This window comes from Prevotellamassilia timonensis (assembly GCF_021531665.1).
Classification (GTDB): Bacteria; Bacteroidota; Bacteroidia; order Bacteroidales; family Bacteroidaceae; genus Alloprevotella.
On the sequence record NZ_JADYUH010000048.1, the window covers coordinates 1 to 21,569 of the forward strand.

The 21,569-nt window shown below is 53.7% G+C and carries 14 protein-coding genes and 1 rRNA gene; 3 read left to right on the plus strand and 12 right to left on the minus strand.

Annotation, left to right across the window (positions count from 1 at the left end; all coding sequences use genetic code 11):
• Positions 1-1,224: 1,224 nt before the first annotated feature.
• Positions 1,225-3,024, minus strand: coding sequence for a translational GTPase TypA (gene typA, locus I6E40_RS08190; RefSeq protein ID WP_235386556.1), 1,800 nt, complete (start codon positions 3,022-3,024; stop codon positions 1,225-1,227).
• 177 nt (positions 3,025-3,201) lie between these two features.
• Here typA and metG point away from each other — a divergent pair, with 177 nt between their 5' ends.
• The gene (gene metG, locus I6E40_RS08195) at positions 3,202-5,244 is read left to right on the plus strand and encodes a methionine--tRNA ligase (RefSeq protein ID WP_235386557.1); all 2,043 of its coding nucleotides are present in this window, start codon (positions 3,202-3,204) and stop codon (positions 5,242-5,244) included.
• 283 nt (positions 5,245-5,527) lie between these two features.
• On the opposite strand, the gene I6E40_RS08200 is transcribed toward metG, so the two are convergent.
• The 10 genes from I6E40_RS08200 to nadA all read right to left on the minus strand — a co-directional run bounded on the left by I6E40_RS08200 (position 5,528) and on the right by nadA (position 15,644).
• Positions 5,528-6,877 carry a hypothetical protein gene (locus I6E40_RS08200; RefSeq protein WP_235386558.1) on the minus strand — a complete coding sequence of 450 codons (1,350 nt, stop codon included), beginning with the start codon at positions 6,875-6,877 and terminating at the stop codon, positions 5,528-5,530.
• A gap of 66 nt (positions 6,878-6,943) precedes the next feature.
• Positions 6,944-7,564: an O-methyltransferase gene (locus I6E40_RS08205; protein ID WP_235386559.1), complete on the minus strand. Its 621-nt coding sequence runs from the start codon at positions 7,562-7,564 to the stop codon at positions 6,944-6,946.
• 18 nt (positions 7,565-7,582) lie between these two features.
• Entirely contained in the window at positions 7,583-9,370 is a 1,788-nt protein-coding gene (locus tag I6E40_RS11025) for a tetratricopeptide repeat protein (RefSeq protein WP_235386560.1), read from the minus strand.
• A 76-nt stretch (positions 9,371-9,446) separates the two neighbouring features.
• Positions 9,447-9,881 carry a dUTP diphosphatase gene (gene dut, locus I6E40_RS08215; protein ID WP_235386561.1) on the minus strand — a complete coding sequence of 145 codons (435 nt, stop codon included), beginning with the start codon at positions 9,879-9,881 and terminating at the stop codon, positions 9,447-9,449.
• Between the two features lie 129 nt (positions 9,882-10,010).
• Positions 10,011-10,163, minus strand: a complete 153-nt coding sequence (locus tag I6E40_RS08220) for a hypothetical protein (protein WP_235386562.1) — start codon at positions 10,161-10,163, stop codon at positions 10,011-10,013.
• Positions 10,160-10,918, minus strand: coding sequence for an SDR family NAD(P)-dependent oxidoreductase (locus I6E40_RS08225; RefSeq protein WP_235386563.1), 759 nt, complete (start codon positions 10,916-10,918; stop codon positions 10,160-10,162). Before I6E40_RS08225 ends, I6E40_RS08220 begins: the two co-directional genes overlap by 4 nt.
• A gap of 284 nt (positions 10,919-11,202) precedes the next feature.
• Complete coding sequence (locus I6E40_RS08230; RefSeq protein WP_235386564.1) at positions 11,203-12,435, minus strand: FtsX-like permease family protein; 1,233 nt, start codon at positions 12,433-12,435, stop codon at positions 11,203-11,205.
• A 14-nt stretch (positions 12,436-12,449) separates the two neighbouring features.
• Positions 12,450-12,827, minus strand: coding sequence for a 30S ribosome-binding factor RbfA (gene rbfA / locus I6E40_RS08235; RefSeq protein WP_235386565.1), 378 nt, complete (start codon positions 12,825-12,827; stop codon positions 12,450-12,452).
• Between the two features lie 38 nt (positions 12,828-12,865).
• Complete coding sequence (locus tag I6E40_RS08240) at positions 12,866-14,656, minus strand: aminopeptidase P family protein (protein ID WP_235386566.1); 1,791 nt, start codon at positions 14,654-14,656, stop codon at positions 12,866-12,868.
• Positions 14,657-14,669: 13 nt separating this feature from the next.
• Positions 14,670-15,644, minus strand: coding sequence for a quinolinate synthase NadA (gene nadA, locus I6E40_RS08245; protein WP_235386567.1), 975 nt, complete (start codon positions 15,642-15,644; stop codon positions 14,670-14,672).
• Positions 15,645-15,818: 174 nt separating this feature from the next.
• On the opposite strand from nadA, the gene I6E40_RS08250 reads away from it, so the two are divergent.
• Entirely contained in the window at positions 15,819-17,090 is a 1,272-nt protein-coding gene (locus I6E40_RS08250) for an exonuclease SbcCD subunit D (protein WP_235386568.1), read from the plus strand.
• 109 nt (positions 17,091-17,199) lie between these two features.
• The gene (locus I6E40_RS08255; protein WP_235386569.1) at positions 17,200-20,982 is read left to right on the plus strand and encodes an AAA family ATPase; all 3,783 of its coding nucleotides are present in this window, start codon (positions 17,200-17,202) and stop codon (positions 20,980-20,982) included.
• A gap of 312 nt (positions 20,983-21,294) precedes the next feature.
• Here I6E40_RS08255 and rrf read toward each other — a convergent pair.
• A 5S ribosomal RNA gene (gene rrf / locus I6E40_RS08260) occupies positions 21,295-21,406 on the minus strand.
• Positions 21,407-21,569: the final 163 nt, after the last annotated feature.

A 21,569-nucleotide genomic window follows, 5' to 3' on the forward strand; every position in this document is an offset into this window, starting at 1 on the left:
TTGCTCTTATAAGACCAAAACGGAAGCATCACAGCAGCGGCGCAGCCGCCATACTCTTCAAGGGGTTTTCTTGATTTTTGTCTTTGCCCCTTTTTCTCTTTATCACTTTGTCTCTTTGACTCTTAGTCCCTTTGTCTCTTTGTCTTTTTGTCTTTTTGTCTTTTTGTCTCTTTGACTCTTTGACTCTTTGTCTCTTTGACTCTTCGATTAACGAGACAATTAATGGGCATTAATGGAGAAACATTTCTTGCTGGGAGCGCACCCGGGAAAAATTAGGAGCGCACCTAAGAAAAACTGGGAGCGCACCCGGGAAAAATTAGGAGCGCACATAAGAAAAACTGGGAGCGCACCCGGGAAAAATTAGGAGCGCACATAAGAAAAACTGGGAGCGCACCTAAGAAAAATTAGGAGCGCACCTAAGAAAAACTGGGAGCGCACCTAAGAAAAATTAGGAGCGCACCCGGTTAAAATTTGCCTTCTTCAAATTTTAATTTGCCTTCCTCAAATTTTAATTTGCCTTCCTCAAATTTTAATTTGCCTTCCCCTAAGTAAAACTGCGCGCCGAGTAGGCAAAACTTTTCTCAGCGAGATTCCCTCAAAGAGCAAAAATGTAGGATGAAAACCGCGTTTTTGCATATTTCCGCCTAATCCTACATTTATATTTTTGCTTCACCACGACCCTACACACTCCACCGCGAAACCCTACACAATGTAGGGTTTTGTGTAGAATCTGCAGATCAAACCCTACACACCTAACCCCTTTGATTATCAGACTTTAAATCCGAACTGTGTAGGGTTTGAAGGAAATGCATGTACCCTTGAAAAACGTATAGGCTTGAAAGGTGAATACGCGCGTCTCGCGCGCGAAGCCTATTTCACATTTTTTTCTGCGTTCCCTTTTGGGCATCGTGGCACAAGTTTTGCTGTAAGCCGCCAACACAATGAGTAAGGTGTGTCATAATAGCCAATCTGCTTCGTTACTATCGGATTCGGGCTTGGTCATGTACTTCAGTACACTCCCTGCGCCCTCATCCTCAGCGCCTTGCATCTTAGCCATTCTGACGCACCTTCAAAGGCGGTGTGTCAAAATTTATGATTTGACACACCGCCTTTATGAGTTTATTACAGAAAATCGGGAAAAGCGGTTTGCTGCTGCGAAGGTATTCTTCCCTTCGTCTTCCAAATCCCGCTCATTGACAGAAGCCATGCGGTTCGCACCGTGTCTCAGTCTCTGGCGGCGCGTTTGCGAGCGAGGTGGTCAAGGATGATTTTGCGCATACGCATGGACTTCGGCGTCACTTCCACGTATTCGTCTTCCTTGATATATTCCAACGCCTCTTCCAACGAGAAGATGGTGGGCGGAATGATGCGCGCTTTTTCGTCCGCACCGGAGGCACGCATGTTGGTGAGTTGCTTTGCCTTGGTGACATTGACGACGAGGTCGTTCTCATGGACGTGTTCGCCGACGACCTGACCGGCATAGACTTCATCCTGCGGAGAGATGAAGAAGCGTCCGCGGTCTTGCAGGTGGTCGATGGCGTAGGCGAAAGCCGTACCTCCTTCGAGCGAAACCATCGAGCCGTTTTGACGACGTTGCAAGTCCCCCTTGTAGGGTTGATATTCCATGAAGCGGTGCGCCATGATGGCTTCACCCTGAGACGCAGTGAGGACGTTGGTTCGCAGTCCGATGATGCCGCGGGAAGGGATGAGGAACTCAATGTCAACACGTTCGCCGAGACTCTGCATGGAAGTCAGTTCTCCCTTTCGGCGGGTGACGAGGTCAATCATCTTGGAAGAAAATTCCTCGGGAACGTTGATGGTGAGTTCTTCCATCGGTTCGCAGCGCTGCCCGTCAATTTCTTTGTAGATGACTTGCGGCTGTCCGACCTGAAGTTCGTAGCCCTCGCGGCGCATGGTCTCAATGAGGATGGAAAGGTGCAGGACGCCGCGACCGCTGACAATCCAACTGTCTCCGCCGGTGGTGCGGCTGACGCGCAGCGCCAAGTCTTTCTCAAGTTCCTTTTCAAGACGGTCGTTGATGTGACGGGAGGTGCAGAACTTGCCTTCCTTGCCAAAGAAGGGGGAGTCGTTGATGGCAAAGAGCATGGACATGGTGGGCTCATCAATGGCGATGGGCGGAAGCGGTTCCGGATTCTCAAAGTCGCAAATGGTGTCGCCGATTTCAAAGCGTTCCAGACCGACGATGGCGCAGATGTCGCCACAGGAGACGGACTGTGTGCGGCTTCGCGTCATGCCCTCAAAGGTGTGGACCTCTTTGATTTGCGTTTTCTCGAACGTGCCGTCGCGGTGAGCAATGGTGCACTTCATTCCCTCGGTGATGGTGCCGCGGTGCACGCGTCCGACGGCGATGCGTCCCGTATAGTTGGAATAGTCAAGAGAAGTGATGAGCAACTGCGGCGTTCCTTCAAACTGTTTCGGGGCAGGAATGACCTCAATGATTTTTTGAAGGAGATAGTCGATGTTTTCGGTCGGCTGATTGTAGTCTTCTCCCATCCACCCGTTCTTTGCGGAGCCATAGACCACGGGGAAATCAAGTTGGTCCTCGGTGGCGTTGAGGTCGCACATGAGATCAAAGACCATTTCATAGACCTCTTCGGGTCGGCAGTTGGGTTTATCGACTTTGTTGACAACGACGATGGGCTTCAGTCCGATTTCAAGTGCTTTTTGCAACACGAAACGTGTCTGCGGCATGGGACCTTCAAAGGCATCGACGAGAAGGAGACAGCCGTCCGCCATGTTGAGAACGCGTTCCACCTCGCCTCCGAAGTCGGAGTGTCCCGGGGTGTCGATGATGTTTATCTTGGTTTCGCCATAGCGGATGGACACATTCTTTGAAAGGATGGTGATTCCACGCTCTCGCTCCAAGTCGTTGTTGTCAAGGATGAGTTCCCCTGCGTTTTGGTTCTTTCTGAACAAATTACCGGCAAGCAACATCTTGTCAACAAGTGTTGTCTTGCCGTGGTCAACGTGGGCGATGATGGCAATGTTGCGAATGTCCTGCATAGAAAATTTTGTGTATCTTTGTTTTGCGGGCGCAAAGTTACTAACTTTGCCGCCAATAATCACTCTCCCAAAGCCTTTAATGAAAACTTGAGGGCTTTGTTTTTCTCAAAACGAAAAGAGGAGTGAGCATTTTGAGACTTTAGATTTGATTTTTTCTATTTCATACTCCTTATATATATGTCAAACACTTCTTTCAAGCGCACCACCGTGACCGCCGCGCTGCCCTACGCCAACGGCGGCATCCACATCGGACACCTTGCGGGAGTTTACGTCCCCGCCGACATCTACGTGCGCTATCTCCGCTTGAAAAAACGCGAAGTGCTCTTCATCTGTGGTTCTGACGAACACGGCGTGCCCGTCACCATCAGAGCGCGCAAAGAGGGATGCACACCCCAACAGGTCGTGGACCGCTATGACAAAGTCATCAAAGAATCCTTCCAAGAGTTCGGAATCTCTTTCGACAACTACGGACGAACCACCTCCGAAGTGCACCGACAAACTGCGTCGGACTTCTTCCGCAAACTCTATGACAAAGGAGAGTTCATTGAGAAAGAAAGCGAACAATACTATGACGAAGAGGCACAGACCTTCCTCGCCGACCGATACATCACCGGCGAATGCCCGCACTGCCACGCGGAAGGTGCCTACGGCGACCAGTGCGAGAAATGTGGCACTGCCCTCTCGCCCACTGAACTCATCAATCCCCGAAGCACCGTCAGCGGAGCAAAACCCGTTCTGAGAAAGACTAAGCACTGGTATCTGCCCCTTGACCGCCACCAGGAATGGCTCGAGAAGTGGATTCTCAAAGACCACCCGGAATGGCGCTCCAACGTGCTCGGACAATGCAAATCATGGTTCGACATGGGACTGCAACCGCGAGCCGTCAGTCGAGACCTTGACTGGGGAATCCCCGTGCCCGTGGAAGGAGCCGACGGAAAAGTGCTCTACGTTTGGTTTGATGCGCCCATCGGCTATATCTCCAACACAAAAGAAATCCTGCCCAACGACTGGGAAAAGTGGTGGAAGGACCCCGAAACGAGACTCGTCCATTTCATCGGCAAGGACAACATCGTCTTCCACTGCATCGTCTTCCCCGCCATGCTCAAGGCGGAAGGCTCCTACATCCTGCCCGACAACGTGCCCGCCAATGAGTTCCTGAATCTTGAAGACGACAAGATTTCCACCTCCCGCGACCACGCCGTCTGGCTTGACGAATATCTCCGCGAACTCCCCGGAAAACAAGACGTCCTGCGCTACGTCCTCACTGCCAACGCACCGGAGACAAAGGACAACAATTTCACGTGGAAGGACTTCCAGGCACGCAACAACAATGAACTCGTGGCGGTCTATGGAAACTTCGTGAACCGCGCACTGCAACTGACTCAGAAATACTATGAAGGCGTCGTGCCCGCTGCCGGCGAACTGACGGACTACGATCGCGAAACCATCGCGGAATTTGCCGGAGTGAAAGCCGAAGTGGAACGGCTCCTGGAAAACTTCCGCTTCCGCGACGCACAGAAAGAGGCGATGAACCTCGCACGCATCGGCAACAAATATCTTGCCGACTCCGAACCCTGGAAAGTCATCAAAACTGACCCGGAGCGCGTGAAAACCATCCTCCACCTTTCTCTCCAACTCGTCGCCAACCTCGCCATCGCCTTTGAACCTTTCCTCCCCTTCTCTTCTCAGAAACTCCGTGACATGCTCGGACTCGGCGAAGTGCAATGGGACCGTCTTGGCAGCACAGACCTCCTGCCCGCCGGACATCAACTCGGAAAGCCCGAACTGCTCTTCGAAAAAATCGAAGATGCTGTGGTTGAAGCACAAGTGAAGAAACTGGAGGACAAGAAGAAGGAACGCGAGGCTGCCGCCTATCGTGCAGAACCCGTGCTGCCGACCATTCCTTTTGAGGACTTTGAGAAACTTGACATCCGCGTCGGCACCGTCCTCTCCTGCGAGAAAGTAAAGAAGAGCAAGAAACTCCTAAAGTTTGAACTTGCCGACGGATTGGAGAACCGCACCATCGTGAGCGGAATTGCTTTGCACTATGACCCCGCCACGCTCGTCGGCAAACAGGTCTGCTTCATTGCGAACCTCGCTCCCCGCACCGTCTGCGGCGTCGAAAGCCAAGGAATGATTCTCTCCGCGGTGGACAGCGATGAATCTCTTTCTCTCCTCACGCTTGACAGAAAGGTCGCGCCCGGAAGCCGAGTCGGATAGACTCCTTGCCATCCGGAATCATTACATGTCGTCACCGGAGTGGCGTAAACTCCCTCAAATCGAGTAAGTGCTGACAGTCTGCGCAAACAGACTGTCAGCACTCTTTTTCTTGCGCGCCGATTTTTCATTCCTCGACAATCATTTGACAGTCGCAGAACTTACGTTTTGCGCACGGTGGCGGGGTGTCACCGGGGTGTCACCAAGGTGACGGTGTTAAATCGGTGCTTTTTGCGAAGTTTCGTTTTGAGAAACCCGCCGTTTTTGCTTTATCATTGTTCGTCTTTCAGAACGGGAGGTTTTCGTTTTTGGGGAATTTCTTTTTCATACGGTAGCGCACGGTATAGACGGAAGCGGGTTCGACATGAAAGCGTGCGGCTATGGTTTTGACATCCTCTCCCTGAAGGAAGCAGAGAAGGTATTTCTTGTCCACAATGGTGAGCGGTTTCACAGCTTTCTGCATGAGAAGGTGGGCTTCGGCAAGGTTCACCTTGTCCGTACCGAGCGTGTCAGCGAGGAGTTGCAAGGAAGCGTGAGCGGAGGCTTCCTTTGCCTCGGAGGTCAGTGCCTCGGTGTAAAGCCGCTGCTCGCGGAGTCGGCGTCCGATGATGACCAGCACGACGAGGAGAACGAGAAGGATGAACAAACCCACGCAAAGCACGAGTAAGTTCTGATTCTTCCGGTGGAGTTCACGGATGTCCCTTTTCTTTTCAGCGGTTTCGTGGCGCGTTTCAATCTCCTGAATCGCCCGTGTTTTTTCAATCTGAAAACGTTGTGCCACCCATTCTGTTTTCAATTTCTGAAAGTGAAGAGCCTTGTCGGTCTGCCCCATTTCTTCATAGAGCGTGACGAAGAAGTCATAAGCCTCGCCTCGCTCCGTCACCACCGTGTTCTTTTTGACGGCGGCGATGCTGTCAATCAGCCTCAGCACCTCCTGTTCCTGTTTCTCCGCCCGAACGTAGTCCTTGTGATAGAGATATATCCAAGCCTGCAAATCCAACGCAGAGATTCGCCCCTCGGTGTGGTCGGAGGGAATGCCCCAGGGCTTGCCGTCCACGTCCAAAGCCTTGTGAATGTAGCACTGCATGGAGTCGATGAGGGGCGGATCAAAGGAGAGGTCGTAGAGCGTGGCGACGTTCACGTAGTTGTACATGGGATTCACCTTATGCTCCGTCATTTCTTTCCATGTCATTTGCTCCTGTCGCACAATGGCTTGCTTGAAGTGGGTCATGAAAGATTGGCGAAGCGAGTCGGAGGGATGCTCTTCGTGGAGTGCGCACTCATAGGCAGCAAGGACGGAGAGGTAGTCATAGTTCACATATTTGTTCTTGGGATGACGTTCTGCCAGTTCTTTCATCTCGGCGAGGTGCATCGCCATGGCTTTCAAATTGCGCTGGTTGAAATGACTGATGCAAAGGGAGTAGAGGCAGAGCGACTGCTTCACCTCCGTGTTTTTCAGTTTTCGGAAGAGGTCTAGGGCGTGAAGCATTTTCCGCTGCGCCTCCACTTCATCGCCACTCTCAAGTTGAAATTGTGCAGCGTTTCGCAGTTGCTCCGCCTCTTGGAAACGGGTCTTTTCGCCAGAGGCGTGCAGGAGGAGCGACGCAAAGAGAAAGAGAGAGAAGAGACGTTTCATGGGGACAGGGAACAAGGAAGGTGAAAAGTACGTCAGACAGATGACGAAGAGAAAAACATGTGGACGTCATTTCACCCGAATGACACTCAGTCCGTCACGTTCGGAGAGGATGACTTGTTCGACGTCGGGGTCTTCCGCCACAAGGTCGTTGAAGGCTTTGATGCCACGAGTTTGCGGGTCGCAATCGTAGGAAGTTTCAATGACGTGACCGTCCCAGAGCGTGTTGTCGGCAAGGATGTAGGAGCCGGAATGAGTGAAACGACGGATGAGATGATAGTAGTCGGAATATTGGCGTTTATCCGCGTCGATGAAGGCGACGTCGATGCTGAGGTTCATGGGCGGCAGGAGTTGGAAGACGTCGCCGATGCACATTTCGGGGCGCACAGCGTAGGGGGCATTTTCCAGCCACGGGCGGGTGAACACCTCCTGTTCGTCGTTCACCTCGAACGTGATGAGTCGGCTGTTCTTCTCCATGCCCGACGCCATCGCCAGGGCGGAATAGCCGGAGTAGGTGCCTATTTCCACGACCGTCTGAGGACGTATCATCTGCATCAGCATTCGCAGCAGTTGCCCCTGCACCGGACCGCTTGCCATGCGGGGTCGGAGGAGGTGCAGATGAGTGGCTCGCCAGAGTTCGTGGAGCCATTCGTCGGGTGGTGTGGAGTGCTCTTCAATGTAGTTTTGCATGCAATTCGGGAAGGAATATTAGGGACGTCTGTATCGGATTTTCCGTCTGATTTTACGGGCATCGACTGCGTCGGGGCAGACGGAAAGCGCTTTCTTCCAGAAATCCACTGCTTGGGTGCGTTCCCCAATGTGAAAGTAGATGTCGCCGGCATGGTCAAAAAGCGTGTAGTTCTCGCTGTTGAGTTCAGCATGCTGAAGGGTTCGGTCGATGAAGGTTTTCGCTTCATCATATTTCTTTGACACGAAAAGAATCCAAGCGTAGGTGTCAAGATAGGTGGCGTTTTCGGGCTCCGCTTCAATGGTTTTTTTGCTCATCTTCAGTGCCTTCTCCAGTTGCGTGTTCTGTTGGGAGAGGAAATAGGCGTAGTTGTTCAGACAGAGCAGGTTGTTGGGATTGAGTTCAATGGCTCGGTCGTAGGCGGCATAGGCTTCTTCATAGAGTTTCTTGCTGCAGAGGATGTCAGCCAGCAGCGCGTGGAGGTCGGATGCCGTTTCGGGGTCTGCAGTGTCATCAATTCGGAGCACGCCGCGCTGCAGGACTTTGATGGCTTCGTCGTCTTCGCCGAGTCTGTAGAGGATGGAGGCTTCGTAGTAGTAGAAAACCACCTCCGAGGGTTCATAGAGCAAACCGTCACGGCAGAGTTGAAGTGCCTCCTGGAGGTTCTCATTTGACAGTTGCATTTGCAGAAGGGACATTCGCGTCGGCGTGTAGTCCGGCTCCAGTTCTAAGTCTTGTTGGAGGGCCTCGAAAAAATACTCTACGGGAAGTGCTTTCTGCATGCAGTAATAGACCTTCAGTCTCGCCACCTCCGCCGCCTGTCGCGGCATGGCGATGGCGGAGTCAAGGAGCGCCAAAACGGGCTCGCTGTCCCCCCCGGACTGAATGTTGTCAATGGTGTAGGTTCGGAGCGCTTCAACTCGTGCGTCGCTTTCGGTTCGTGGATTCAACACGACGCGCTTGAGCAGGTTGAGATAGAGAGAATCCGCTTGCGCCGCCTTGTAGTATGCCAAAAGCGAAATCTGCGCATAACTGTTGTCGGGTTCTGTGGCGAGCACATCGAGGTAGGTGTCCAGTGCTCTTTCGTGGAAGCCATGTTGGTCATAGAGGTCACCAAGCAGCACGCGGTAGCGCAGGTCGAGCGGATATTCCGCACAGAGTTCCTCGATGGTTTGGAAAGCGCGGCTGTTGTCGTTCATGGCAATGTAGGTCTGGAACTTTTCGAGACTCAGCATCTCACTCTTTCCCTCCTTCTGTTCCAGCCGTTCGATGGTTCGAATCACGCCGGTGTAGTCACCGTTTTGTTTGTAGAGCCAAATGAGCATGCCCAAGTTCTCCGCTTCGTCTTCCACGTCGGCAATTTCTTCATAGAGAGCAATGGCTTCGCGGAAGCGTGTCATGTTGGCAAGATAGGTTCCCAGCGTCTTTTTGTAGGAAAGGTTTTCGGGCTCAAGTCTCACCGCAAGTTGAAGCATGGAGTCTCCCTCAGTCCTTGACAAGGTGTCAGAATAGACGGTTCCCGTGAGCTTGATGAGAGCCATTTCGTAGAGCGCCTCAGGGGCATCGGGGCAGATTTTCAGTGCTGCCTCGAGCAGTTCGAACTGGGCGTCGATGCGTTCCAGTTCTTTCTGCCGAACGGATTCAAGAAAAAGTTCGTTGAAACGGCGGGGACGTTCCTTCTTTTCCATCGAAGCCGACAAGGACTTCTCCGCGGAAGGGGCGGAGGAGGCAGCCGGACGCGGGGAACTGCATCCCACACACAGTGCAGCCACAAGGCAAAGGAAGAAAGGAAGGAGACGGGAGAACACGGTGTCTGTCAAAAATGAAATGAGACTAAAGGTATAAGGTAAACGATATAGATAAATAAAGACTGTCGTTCCGTTTTCACTCTTTCCCGGAGTGACCGAAACCTCCCTCGCCGCGTTCTGTTTCGTCCAAAGCATGGGCGAGTTCCCACTCGGCGCGTTCGTGGCGGGCAATGACCATTTGCGCGATGCGGTCTCCGTCGTTCACGACAAAGTCCTCGGCAGAGAGGTTCACGAGAATGACACCAATCTCGCCGCGATAGTCAGCATCAATGGTGCCCGGCGAGTTCAGAACGCCGATTCCCCATTTCAACGCCATGCCCGAACGGGGACGCACCTGGGCTTCAAAGCCTTGCGGGAGAGCGATGCGAAGACCGGTCGGAATCAATTTGCGTTCCAGCGGACGAAGGGTGACGGGAGCATCGAGATTGGCGCGAAGGTCCATGCCGGCACTGTCCGGCGTGGCATAGGCGGGGAGGTCGTGGTGAGAACCGTTGATGACAGGGATTTTCATGAGCGAACGAGGTTTTGTTGCAGTGAAACGAATGATGACGGCGCTGCAAACAAAACAGATGCTCGCAAAAGCCGCGAAATCGGTTACAAAATTAAGACTTCTTTTTTTGAGAGATGAGAAAAAACTCGGTTATTGACTGCAGCGGAGGCGAACTCGGAACAAACCAGCCAAAAACAAAGCCATTTCGAATGCCAAGAAAAGAAAAAGGCGTTCATGTCCAATCTCCACATTCTGCATTTGCAGGGTGGCACAAAAGCCGGAGGTGCCGAGTTTCGTTTTCAACAGGCGCAAGTTTTTGCTTTTCTCAGCACACGGACAATCAGCCAGCGCGGGGCGAGGCGAAGCATGGGGGCAAACCAGCGCCAGCGACGGCTCAGCGTGCAGACGGGACAACCCGCCTCCACGGCACGAACAATGTGGCACACGGCTTTCTCCACGGAAAGCACCCAGAAGAGACGTTCGGGATGGGCAAGCAGGGGAGTGTCCACAAAGCCCGGACGCAAATCAACGATGCGCACCTCCTTTGCACCGTGGACGGCAGCGTGCTGACGCAGGGCTTCAAGATAGTGCGCCTGAAACGCCTTGGAGGCAGAATAAGCCGGCGCAGGACCAAGACCGCGGTTGGCAGCAAAGGAGGTGATGGCTGCCAAAGTGCCACTGCCTTGACGCAAAAAATGACGGAATGCCCAATCCACGCAGGCTGTCCAACCGGTGACGTTTGTGGAGAGCATCGGTAATTCGTCCTCAAAACGAATCTCGGGCGTCATGCGACCGATGCCGGAGCAGTGGAGATAAAGGTCTATGTGTCCGCCAAGGGCATCCGCCATGCGTTTCAGTGCGGCAACAGCCTCAGACGGTTCACAAACGTCCAGGCGCTCCACTACGGGAGGAACGGCAGAGGGCACGGCACGAGCGAGTTCTTCCAAAAGTTCCGTGCGACGGGCTGCCAAAGCCACGCGATGTCCTTGGCGCAAATAGTGTTCGGCAAGCGCACGTCCCAAACCGGAACTCGCGCCGACAATCATGACGGTTCGCATAAGGGGTGTTCTATAAATTACGGGATAAGGAACGTTCAAAAGAAAGTACTTACGTTTTGGTTGCTTTTCGTTTCTTAGCGCGCCCTTTTGTAAGTTTCGTCAGTCACATAGCCCGCTATGCTCCTTCCTCAACTGACAAAAGTTCATCTCTAAGAAATCAAAAATCAACTCAACCTAATTTTTAGAACGCCCCATAAAATGGTCTTTAAGAATGTCCGAAAATAGCGCGGCGGCTATACCATGATGTACACTCCCTCGCAAGAATCCAAACAACCCGCCGCGGGTCAGAGAAAGCGGCGGGTGAGATATTTCACAGGATAGAGCACGGCGAGGAAGCCGACAATCAAGACGGTGAAGAAGACAATGACCACGTCGGAGGGGTGGATGCTGACGGGATAGGCGTCGATGATGAAGTTGCCCGAAGAGCCGCCGAGGCTGAGAAGCCCGAAGGTTTGCTGGAGATAGCAAATCAGCAAGCCGAGCAGGGTGCCGGCGACAGCACCGAGGAAGGAAATCATGCTTCCCTCACAGAGGAAAATGCGGAAAATCAAACCTTCGTCCGCACCGAGGCTGCGCAGTGTGACGACATCGGCGCGCTTGTCAATCATCAACATCGAGACCGTGCCGACAATGTTGAAGCAAGCAACGAGGAGGATGAACGTGAGAAAGAAATATGCCATCGTCTTCTCGATGTTCATGACGTTGAAAGTGTCTTCCTGCTGCTCGGCGCGGTTCAACGCTTTGAAGCCGGAACCGAGCGTTTGACGGATGCGCCGTAGCGCCTGTTCGGGGTCGGCAGAGGGTTTGAGTTTAAGTTCCAGTGAGGTCAATGTGCCTTCGTGTTCAAAGAGACGCTGGGCGAAGGCAAGTGGCGCAATCATGTAAGCCTCGTCATACTGCTTCTGACTGACAGCAAAGCAAACGCCGGAGGAGTATAGGTCCTCGGCATTGAAACTCGCGGCGGGATTGGCGAGGTTGATGCGCTCTCCCCGAGTCGGAGCGCAGATTTGGATGGAGCCATAATCCACAGAACCCATCATGGAAGCCAGTCCGATGCCGGGAATGCCGTAGCTCAACCCTGCGCTCTCAAGTTGATAAGTCCCATTTTCGGGATAGAGAATGGAGCGAATGCCGGTGACTCGCTCAAAGTGGTCGTCCACGCCTTTGAGCGTAATGACCTGTGGATTGCCGCGGAAGAGGATGAGCGCATTGTCAGTGTAGCTCGCGGAGGCAGCTTCCACCTCCGGCAGTCGTCGCACAGCCTCCAAGGCGGGGTCATCGGCGGCAAAAGACTTGCCCTTCGCTGCCACAATCTTCACTTCCGGGTCGAAGGCGGTGTAGAGGCTGCCAATCAAATCGTGGAAACCGTTGAAGACGGAAAGGGTGCAGAGAAGGGCTGCCGTGCCGAAGGCGACTCCGACCACGGAAATGGCGGAGACGAGATTGATGGCACTGATTCGCTTGCGGGAAAACAGATAGCGACGCGCCACAAAGAAGGGGAGAGCACCGTGAGCCATAAGAATCCAAAAGTTTATTCCTCCGTCGGTGCGGCAGGGCTCTTCTCAGAGGAGCCACCTTCCGCGAGGAGAGCGTCGATGTGGTCGAGATAGTCCAACGTATCGTCAATGAAAAACTTCAACTCGGGAATGATGCGCAACTGGTGGCGCACGCGTTTGCCGAGTTCAAAGCGCAGGGTGCGGGCGTTGGTGTTGATGTTCTTCAGAATCTCTTCGGCGCGCTCGGAGGGGAAGATGCTCAGATAGCCACGGGCAACGCTGAGATCGGGGCTGATGCGCACGGCACTAACGGAGACCAACACGCCGCGGAAGGACTGAGTTTCTTTCTGAAACATGTCGCTCAGTTCTTTCTGAATGAGACGAGAGATTTTCTGTTGTCTGGTTGTTTCCATATATATAAAGGAATATAGTCAAATAGATTTTCTTGGGATTATGGGACGAGGGGTTGTGTGGCACGAACGAGCCAGTCGCGGTCTGCTTCGTCGGTGAGACGCGGCAGCAGGAGAGAGCGAACACGAGCATGGTAGGCGTTCAACTGTGCCACCTCTTCTACCGTCAGCAAGTCCGGAGCAAGCGCAGAGAGGTCGTAGGGGCAGAGCGTCAGCGTCTCAAAGCGAAGGAAACGTCCAAATTCGGTTTCGCGGTCGAAGACGGTGAGCAAGATGTTCTCGATGCGAACGCCAAACTTTCCTGCCACATAGACCCCCGGTTCATCGGTGATGGTCATGCCTTCAACGAAAGGAACCTGGGTGCAGGCTCGCGGGTTCTTGCGAATCTGATGCGGACCTTCGTGAACACAGAGGTGAGAGCCAACTCCGTGACCGGTGCCGTGACCGAAGTCGAGACCTGCTTTCCAAAGCGGACTGCGGGCGGCAAGGTCAAGTTGCAAACCGCAGGTGCCCTCCGGGAAGGAGAGGGCGGCGAGGGCGAGGTGACCTTTGAGCACAAGCGTATAGACCTCCCGCTCCTCACGTGTCAGTTCCCCGCAGGAGAGGGTGCGGGTGATGTCAGTCGTGCCACAATCAAACTGGGCACCGCTGTCCAAGAGGAGAAGACTGCGAGCCTCCACGGTGGCTGCGGTGGCGGGCTCGGCTTCATAGTGTACGATGGCGCCGTGTGGACCGTAGCCGGCGATGGTGGGGAAACTGAGTTGTTCGAAACCGGGCTGTGCGGCGCGGCAGACGGTGAGGATGCGGTCAGCGTCCATTTCTGATAGCGCCTCGCCGGCAGCACGGCGACTTTCCCACTCACGGAGAAAACGCACAAGAGCCACACCATCACGCAACATGGCTTCACGGAAGCCATCGCGTTCTGCATCGTTCTTCACGGCACGCAGCCTCTCAAACGGTGAGGCGACGAAACCGGCAGCACGAGTCAAATCAAAAGCAAAGGTGGCAGAAGGGGAGAAGACAGTGGTGGCGACATGGACGTTTTGAGAAGCAGTGACATAGGGTTTCACTTCCACACCGGCTTCTTGGAGTTGTTCTCGGGCAGCCTCGGTCAGTGTCTCGCCGTGAGTGAAGAGAACAAAACGGTTGTCGCGGTTGAGAAAGAGGAGGAAGGCGACGAAAACGGGATTATAAGGAATGTCGCGTCCTCGCAAATTCAGCAACCAGGCGATGTCGGAGAGGTCGTGGATGAGATAGTCTTTCTCCGTGCCCACTTTCTCTCTCAGCAAAGTCGCCGCCTGTGCCAGCTTGTCCTTCACGGAAACGCCTGCCCACTGCAGAAGTTGAATGTCAATCGTTTCAGCGGGCAAAGCAGGACGGTCTTCCCAAATGGCATCAAACGCATCGGGGAGCGTCAGGCAGAGTTCCAAACCGCTCTGGCGAAGTTCCTCTGCCTCAGCTTGGGAGAGCACGTCGGCAGGAGCCGCCACACGGTAAGGACGCTCGGAGACCTGCTCGCACAGCCATTCGACGGGAGAGGGCACGCCGGCATCGCCATCGCGCATCAGTCGGAAGGGAGTGTCGCGCAGTTCTTCTTCCGCTTGCAGCCAATAGCGCGAGTCGGTCCAAAGCGCGGCTTCGGTCTGCGTCACCACCGCAAGTCCGGCACTGCCGGTGAAACCGGTCAGCCATTCGCGACTCTGCCAATGGGCAGCAATGTACTCACTGCCGTGAGCATCAGCAGTCGGAATGACATAGGCATCAATTTGGGGCGTCTGCCGACGCATCCATTCGCGCAAACTGTTCACGCGAGCACTTATTCTTTCTGACATGTTCTTGAGGGAATCAACTGAGTGACAGCATTCGTTCGATGGGTTTCACGGCTTCGCGAGCCACGTCCTCATCCACGGTGATTTCGGGCCACTCATATTTTAATGCGTTATAGACTTTCGGGAGGGTGCAGAGGCGCATGTATTGACACTCGTTGCAGGCACAGCCGGCATCATCGGGAGGCACGGGAATGAACGTTTTGTCCGGACAGCGCTTCTGCATCTCATGGAGAATGCCGCTCTCGGTCACCACCAAGAAGGTGGAGGAAGGAGACTGACAAGCATAGTCCAGCAAAGCGGCGGTGGAACCGACCACATCGGCGAGTTTCACAACAGCACCGCGACACTCGGGATGCACCAACACTTTGGCATCAGGGTGACTGCGCTTCAGTTCCACCAACTTCTCAACGGAGAAGCGTTCGTGAACATGGCAGGCACCGTCCCAAAGCACCATGTTTCTGCCGCAAACGGAGTTCAGATAGTTTCCCAGGTTGCGGTCCGGACCGAAGATTATCTTCTCGTCCTTGGGCAGCGATTCAATGATGCGCCGCGCATTGCCGGAGGTGACAACCACATCGGTCAGTGCCTTGACGGCAGCCGAAGTGTTGACGTAGGACACGACGGTGTGACCCGGGTGTGCTTCCACGAACTTTTTGAACGCATCAGCGGGACAACTTTCGGCGAGCGAGCAGGTGGCATTCAAGTCAGGCACCACCACTTTCTTGCCAGGACAAAGGATGGCGTTCGTCTCGCCCATGAAGTGGACACCACACATGACGATGAGGCGGGCATCGGTCTTGGCTGCCTGTCGCGCCAGTCCGAGGCTGTCGCCCACGAAGTCCGCCACGTCTTGCACGTCGCCCTCGGTATAGTAGTGTGCCAAAATGATGGCATTCTTTTCTTTGCAAAGCTCACGGATGGCTTCTTTCAGATTCACTCCTTCGGGCACCGGCTCGTCCGCGTACCCTTTGCTTTTCCAACTTTCTTTCATAGTGTCAGTCTTTTTTGAAAGCTTATGTTTTGACTCCGGTTCGGAATCCTTGGCTTGCAAAAGTACGAAATTACGGTCGTTGTGCATTTTTCTTTATGACATATTTATTCATTATAGCCACCGAATCTGTAACTTTGCCTTCCATCTGAGCAAAAGAAACAAAGAAATTCGCCAATGAAATTCATACACACAGCAGACTGGCATCTTGGAAACACGTTCCACGGACACGACCGCTCGGAGGAACATCATCATTTTCTGAAGCATCTGCTTGACCTCATCTCCACCCGGCGCCCCGATGCGTTGATTGTTGCCGGAGATATTTTTGACACCCCTAATCCCTCTGCCCGCGCAGAAGCCATGCTCTACGACTTCCTCCTTGAAGCCACCTCTCGCGTTCAAGGACTGCAGATTGTGCTCATTGCGGGAAATCACGATTCGGGAAGCCGTCTTGAAGCCCCGGCTGCACTGCTGAAGAGCCACAATGTCTATGTGAGAGGTACGGTGCGGCGCAAGGACAATGGCGAGCCCGACTTCACCGAGCACCTGCTACCTCTCGCCACCCTTGACAGCAATGAGGCGGTCTGCGTCTGTCACACCCTGCCCTTCCTTCGCACCACCGACTGCCCACCGGGCACGTCGCCCGAAGAAGCACTGCGCCTTTTCTTCAAAGGAATGGCTAAGGCACAAGCCAAGAGCGATTTCAAAGGTCTTCCCGTCATCGTGGCTGCCCACTTCTATGCCTCTGGGGCGGAAATCTGCGCGGTGGAACACTCTGAACGAATCGTCATTGGAGGACAAGAGGCGGTCAATGTCAATGTGGTGGGGAAGCAGGTGAGTTATGCTGCACTGGGACATATTCACAAACCGCAAACCGTGGGCGGCGAGACGATGGTTTGCTATTCGGGAAGCCCGCTACCGCTCTCTTTCTCTGAATTGCACTATCGGCGCGGAGTGAACTGGGTGGAAATTGATGCCGATGGCGAAGTCCAAGTGGAACATATCCCATATTCCCCGCTTCGCACCCTTATCTCCATTCCCGAGAGTGGAGACGCTGCTTCGGTGGATGAGGTGTTCAGTGCCATTGAGAAACTCCCCGCCCGACGTGACGGAGTCTGCTCCGACGCTGCTCCATACGTTGAGTTGAAAATACGGGAAGAACAACCAGAACCTTGGTTGATGCACGACCTGCTGGCGGCGTTGGAAGAGAAAGACGTGCGCTTTTGTCGGGTGCTTCGCCGCCTTCCCAACGAAAAAAAGACAGCCAACGATGATGTTCGTGGGCTCGTCATTGAAGAAACCACGCCTTTGGATTTGGCGCAGCGAATCTACTCCGAACGCTATGACGAGACCATGCCTACACCCTTGAAAGACCGTTTCCTTCAAGCCACAGAACGAGCACTGCAGGAACAAGGCGAAGAAGGAAGCGAAGACGACGAAACGCCTTGAAAAAACGCTCACCTTTTTTGACCATGAAATTGGCGGAGTGGACGGATGAACGGACATCACGCCGTCCCTTTTGACCTTTTAGACCTCTTGACCCTTTTAGACCTTCTAAATGAACATAGAAAAAATCACGCTGAACAACCTAACCGCCATTGAAGGCGAGCAGGTCATTGATTTCACAGCGGAGCCACTGCGCTCGGCAGCACTCTTTGCCATCACCGGCGACACCGGTTCGGGAAAATCCACCATTCTTGACGCCATCTGCCTCGCGCTCTACAACAAAGCACCACGCTTTGAAGGAACCGAACGAAGCGGAAAGGTTGACGCCTCGTCCGATGCTGCCGACACGCCGGCGCTGCAGGCAGGCAATGTCTGTAACTTGCTACGTCGTGGACGCAAGAGTGGAAGCTGTGCAGTGGTCTTTTCCAACGAACGCGGAGAGCGCTACGAGGCCACTTGGAGCGTCAAAGTGACTTCGGGCGGTAAGTTCTCCTCCCCAAAAAGAACGCTGACCATGCTCGCACCGCGAAAAGAGCAGTTTGACAAGTGTGACCTCGCGGAAGCAGTTGAACGGGCGGTGGGATTGAACTATGCGCAGTTCACACGCACCGTCCTCTTGGCGCAGAACAGTTTTGCCAACTTCCTCCGAGCGAAGCAAGCGGACAAAGCGGTGCTTTTGGAAAAACTGACAGGCACGGAACTCTATGGTGCCATCGGACGTCACATCTTTGAAGGGAATCGCGATGCAGCGGAGGAACTGGCACGACTGGAAAGCGAACGCCGAGGCGTGCTCCACGACCGAATGGAACCGCTGCAACTGCAAGAAGAAGAGGAGCGCGAACGACTGCTTTCTTCCCGCCTTGAAATGAGCCGCGAACGACAGACACTTCTGGAGCGACAGACAGACTGGATGAATCGCTTCCAAGAAACGGCAGCGATGGTGACGCAACACGAAACTCAATACGCGGAAGCCACCAAAGCCTGTGTGGCACGACGGAAAGAGGAACTCGAGTTGGAACGCTACGATGCAGTGGCTGACATGCAACCACTCTATCGCGAAATCACCATGCGTCAAAAGGACATCCAATCCTTCAAAGAGAAAGAAACGGACGCCACCAAGCAGCTGGTGTTGGCAGAACAAAATTTAAAGACACTGGCAACGCGGCGTGACGTACTCCACGAACGAACCACTGATGCAGAACGACAACTGCAAATCCGACAACCTGCCATTGACAGAGGACACACACTGACAGGTGAGATTTCTGCCGCACGCACCCAACTCGAAAAAGCGGAAACACAACTCACGGCGGCGAAAGCAAATCTTGAAAAACGTCACAACGCGCTCGCTGCAAAAACAGAGCAGTTGGAGACCGTGAGGAAGGAAATGGAGAATCGGAAACTCCACAAACAATCGCTTTCCGTGCACCGACTGATGTACGAGAAGTTTGACCTCATCAAGGACAAACTCTCGCTGCTCTACTCGGAAAGCATGCGCAATGCGGAGAGCCACAAAAAGCAAGCGGAACTCCAACGCCGCCGACAAGACCTCAAAGAACGCATTGAAAAGGCAGAGAAGACTCGTCACGAAAACGAAGGACGGTTGAATGCACTGAAAAGCGAACTCCTCATCCATCGTCAAAGCAACAGTGGACGAGACTCAGCACAACTTCAGCAGCGCGCCGCCTCGGGGAAGAACAAATTGGATGCACTGAAACGCGCCGCTGTCATTTGGAAACATATTTCGGAGGGCTATGCTGCCCTTGACGAGAAGCAGGCGCTCTGCAAACGCGAAGAGAACGAACTGACTCGCCACCTGCAGCGACGCGACAGGCTGACCTTGGAACTGAAGGCGGGAGAGGAAGCATTCTCCCATATCTCCACCGCCTACACGCTCAGCAGTTCGGAGAACATCGTGCGCCTTCGCCGACAACTGAAGGAAGGAACAGCATGCCCCGTCTGCGGCGGCACGCACCACCCCTACCACACCGAAACCGAACAGCATCTGGGCGAACTCTTGAACAACCTGTCCAAGGACTATGAGACCATGCGGGAGAAGGTGGAAAAGCAGCGTGCCGACCTCGCTGCAGCGGGCGAAGACATTGCCGCATCTCGTGCCCGCCTGGAGAGCGAACACCGTGCTTGGGAAGAACTGAAGCGCCGGCAGGAGGCTGATGTGGCGGAATGGCAGGACTGCATCCACCTTGACCCGTCATTCGCAGACTGTTCGCCCACCGTGAACCGCGACGCACGTCGCATGACCATAGAACTCCTCTTGGCTAGCATTTCTCGCGAGTCGGAAGAGGCAGCACGTGAACTGGAGACCTTCAACTTCCACCAGCAACAAATCAACGGACTGAACGAACAGATTGCATCACTGGATGACGTCATGGACCGCGAAGACACACTGCTGAGCAAACTTCGCACGGAAGACAAAATCGCCAAGGCATCACTTGAGGACCTTCAGCAAATCATCCACATTTCCGACCGCTCCTGCTCACAACTCTACACTGACCTTGACGAGATGATTACGCTCTCCGGCTGGTTCACGGAATGGAAAAACAATGCGGACGGCCTGCGACTACGCCTCACACGTCTCCACGAAGACTGGATGCACACTTGCGCAGCCATTGACGAAGCTGTACGCTCAGAAACGATTCTCAGTGAAGAAATAAAAAACATTCGCCAAGGCGTGACGGAAGAAGAAAGTCATGTCACTGCTTGTCGCGAAAGTCGTGATGGAGTTCGCGAAGAAATACATCGGAAGGAAGAAGAGTTGCAACATCTCTTCGGCGACGGAAACCCGCAGTCAGAAGCCACACGACTCACCGCAGCCATCGAAAATGCACGCACCGAAGAGCATCACGCTGCCACAGAATGCGAAAAAGCGCAGACTTCCAAAGACCTTTGGGCAGGACGATGCGAGAATCTCCGCACTGCCCACTCCGATGCGCGAGAACGATTGCAACAACTGCGCCGAGAACTTGACACGCTCATCCTGCGTTTCAACGGCGACCACACGCCTCTCTCGTTCTCCGAACTGGACAACCTCTTCACCGACTCTCGAGACTGGAAAGTGTTGAGAAACGAACTGAAAAAACTGCGTGAAGAGAAACTGCTGGCGGAAAGTCGCCTGGCGCGCTCTCGCAAAATGCTCAGCGACCTACAAGCAGAAAACGTTTGTCCCTTCGAAACCATGCCTCACCACCTTGATGAAGCCTTCCGCTCCACCGCTTCGTCCTTGGAGGCAGAACTGAAGAAAACACGCGAAGAGTCAGCACTGACCGAAACACAACTCGCAGCATGTCGCAACCGACTCATGCTTCATCGAACCTGCGTAGAACGGGCGGAGAAGATGGAAGGAGAGTTGAAGAAAGCGGAAGAAAACGCTCACGAATGGGAACGTCTGAACACGCTCTTTGGTAGTGCAGACGGGAAGAAACTACGTACACTGGCTCAGAGTCACACCTTCCACCGCCTCGTCATGCACGCCAACCGACACCTTGAAACGTTGGCTCCGCGCTACGAACTCTACAATCGCCCCGGCACACTTTTACTGGAGGTCATTGACCGCTACATGCTTGACACGCATCGCCACGTTTCTTCGCTCTCAGGCGGCGAAACCTTTGTGGTCAGTCTGGCATTAGCTTTGGCACTTGCATCGCTCTCGGCAGGCACGTTCCACATCGGCTCCCTTTTCATTGACGAAGGCTTCGGCAATTTGGACCGCGAATCGCTTGAACTTGTCATGACAACGCTCTCGAACCTTGAAACCACGCAGGGACGAAAAGTGGGCGTCATCAGTCACACAGAGCAGATTCGTCAGCAAATCGCTCCCCAAATCCGTCTCGTCCCCAGACCCGGTGGCGCAGGGAGCTCACAAATTGAAGTCAGATAAAGCACTCGCAGGTTTTGCTCCTGTGTTTACATACTATTAGATTACTGCTACCCGATAAACAGTCACAAAAAGGTTCATCCCGTTTTGTGACTTTTTCAAAATCTGCGAAATCTGCGAAATCTGCGAGCCTTTCAAAACTCCGCTAAATACTCGCCGCGAAATCCGCGAGCTTTTCAAAACTCCGCGAAAAATTCGCAGCGCAATCTGCGAACTTTTCAAAACTTGCGAAAAAACTCGGCGAAAATCCGCAAGCGAAAAGCACAAGATGGAAACAACCTCCGACGAAACTGGTTCATCGGAGGCTGTCCTATAAGCTGGCGGCGACCTACTCTCCCACACTCTCATGCAGTACCATCGGCGCGCACGGGCTTAACTGCTCTGTTCGGAATGGGAAGAGGTGTGCCCCGTGGCTATAACCGCCATTGTCTTTTGAAGTTCTTGGCATATTCTACACACATCAACGCGCTCTAACGAACTAAGAAATGATTGGCATTTACACTCTAGAGAGCATGTCTTAGCTTCCAGCAGGCACCGCACCTGCGGGCGTGGCTGTGATGCAAGTTTTGGGCAATTAGTAGGGCTCGGCT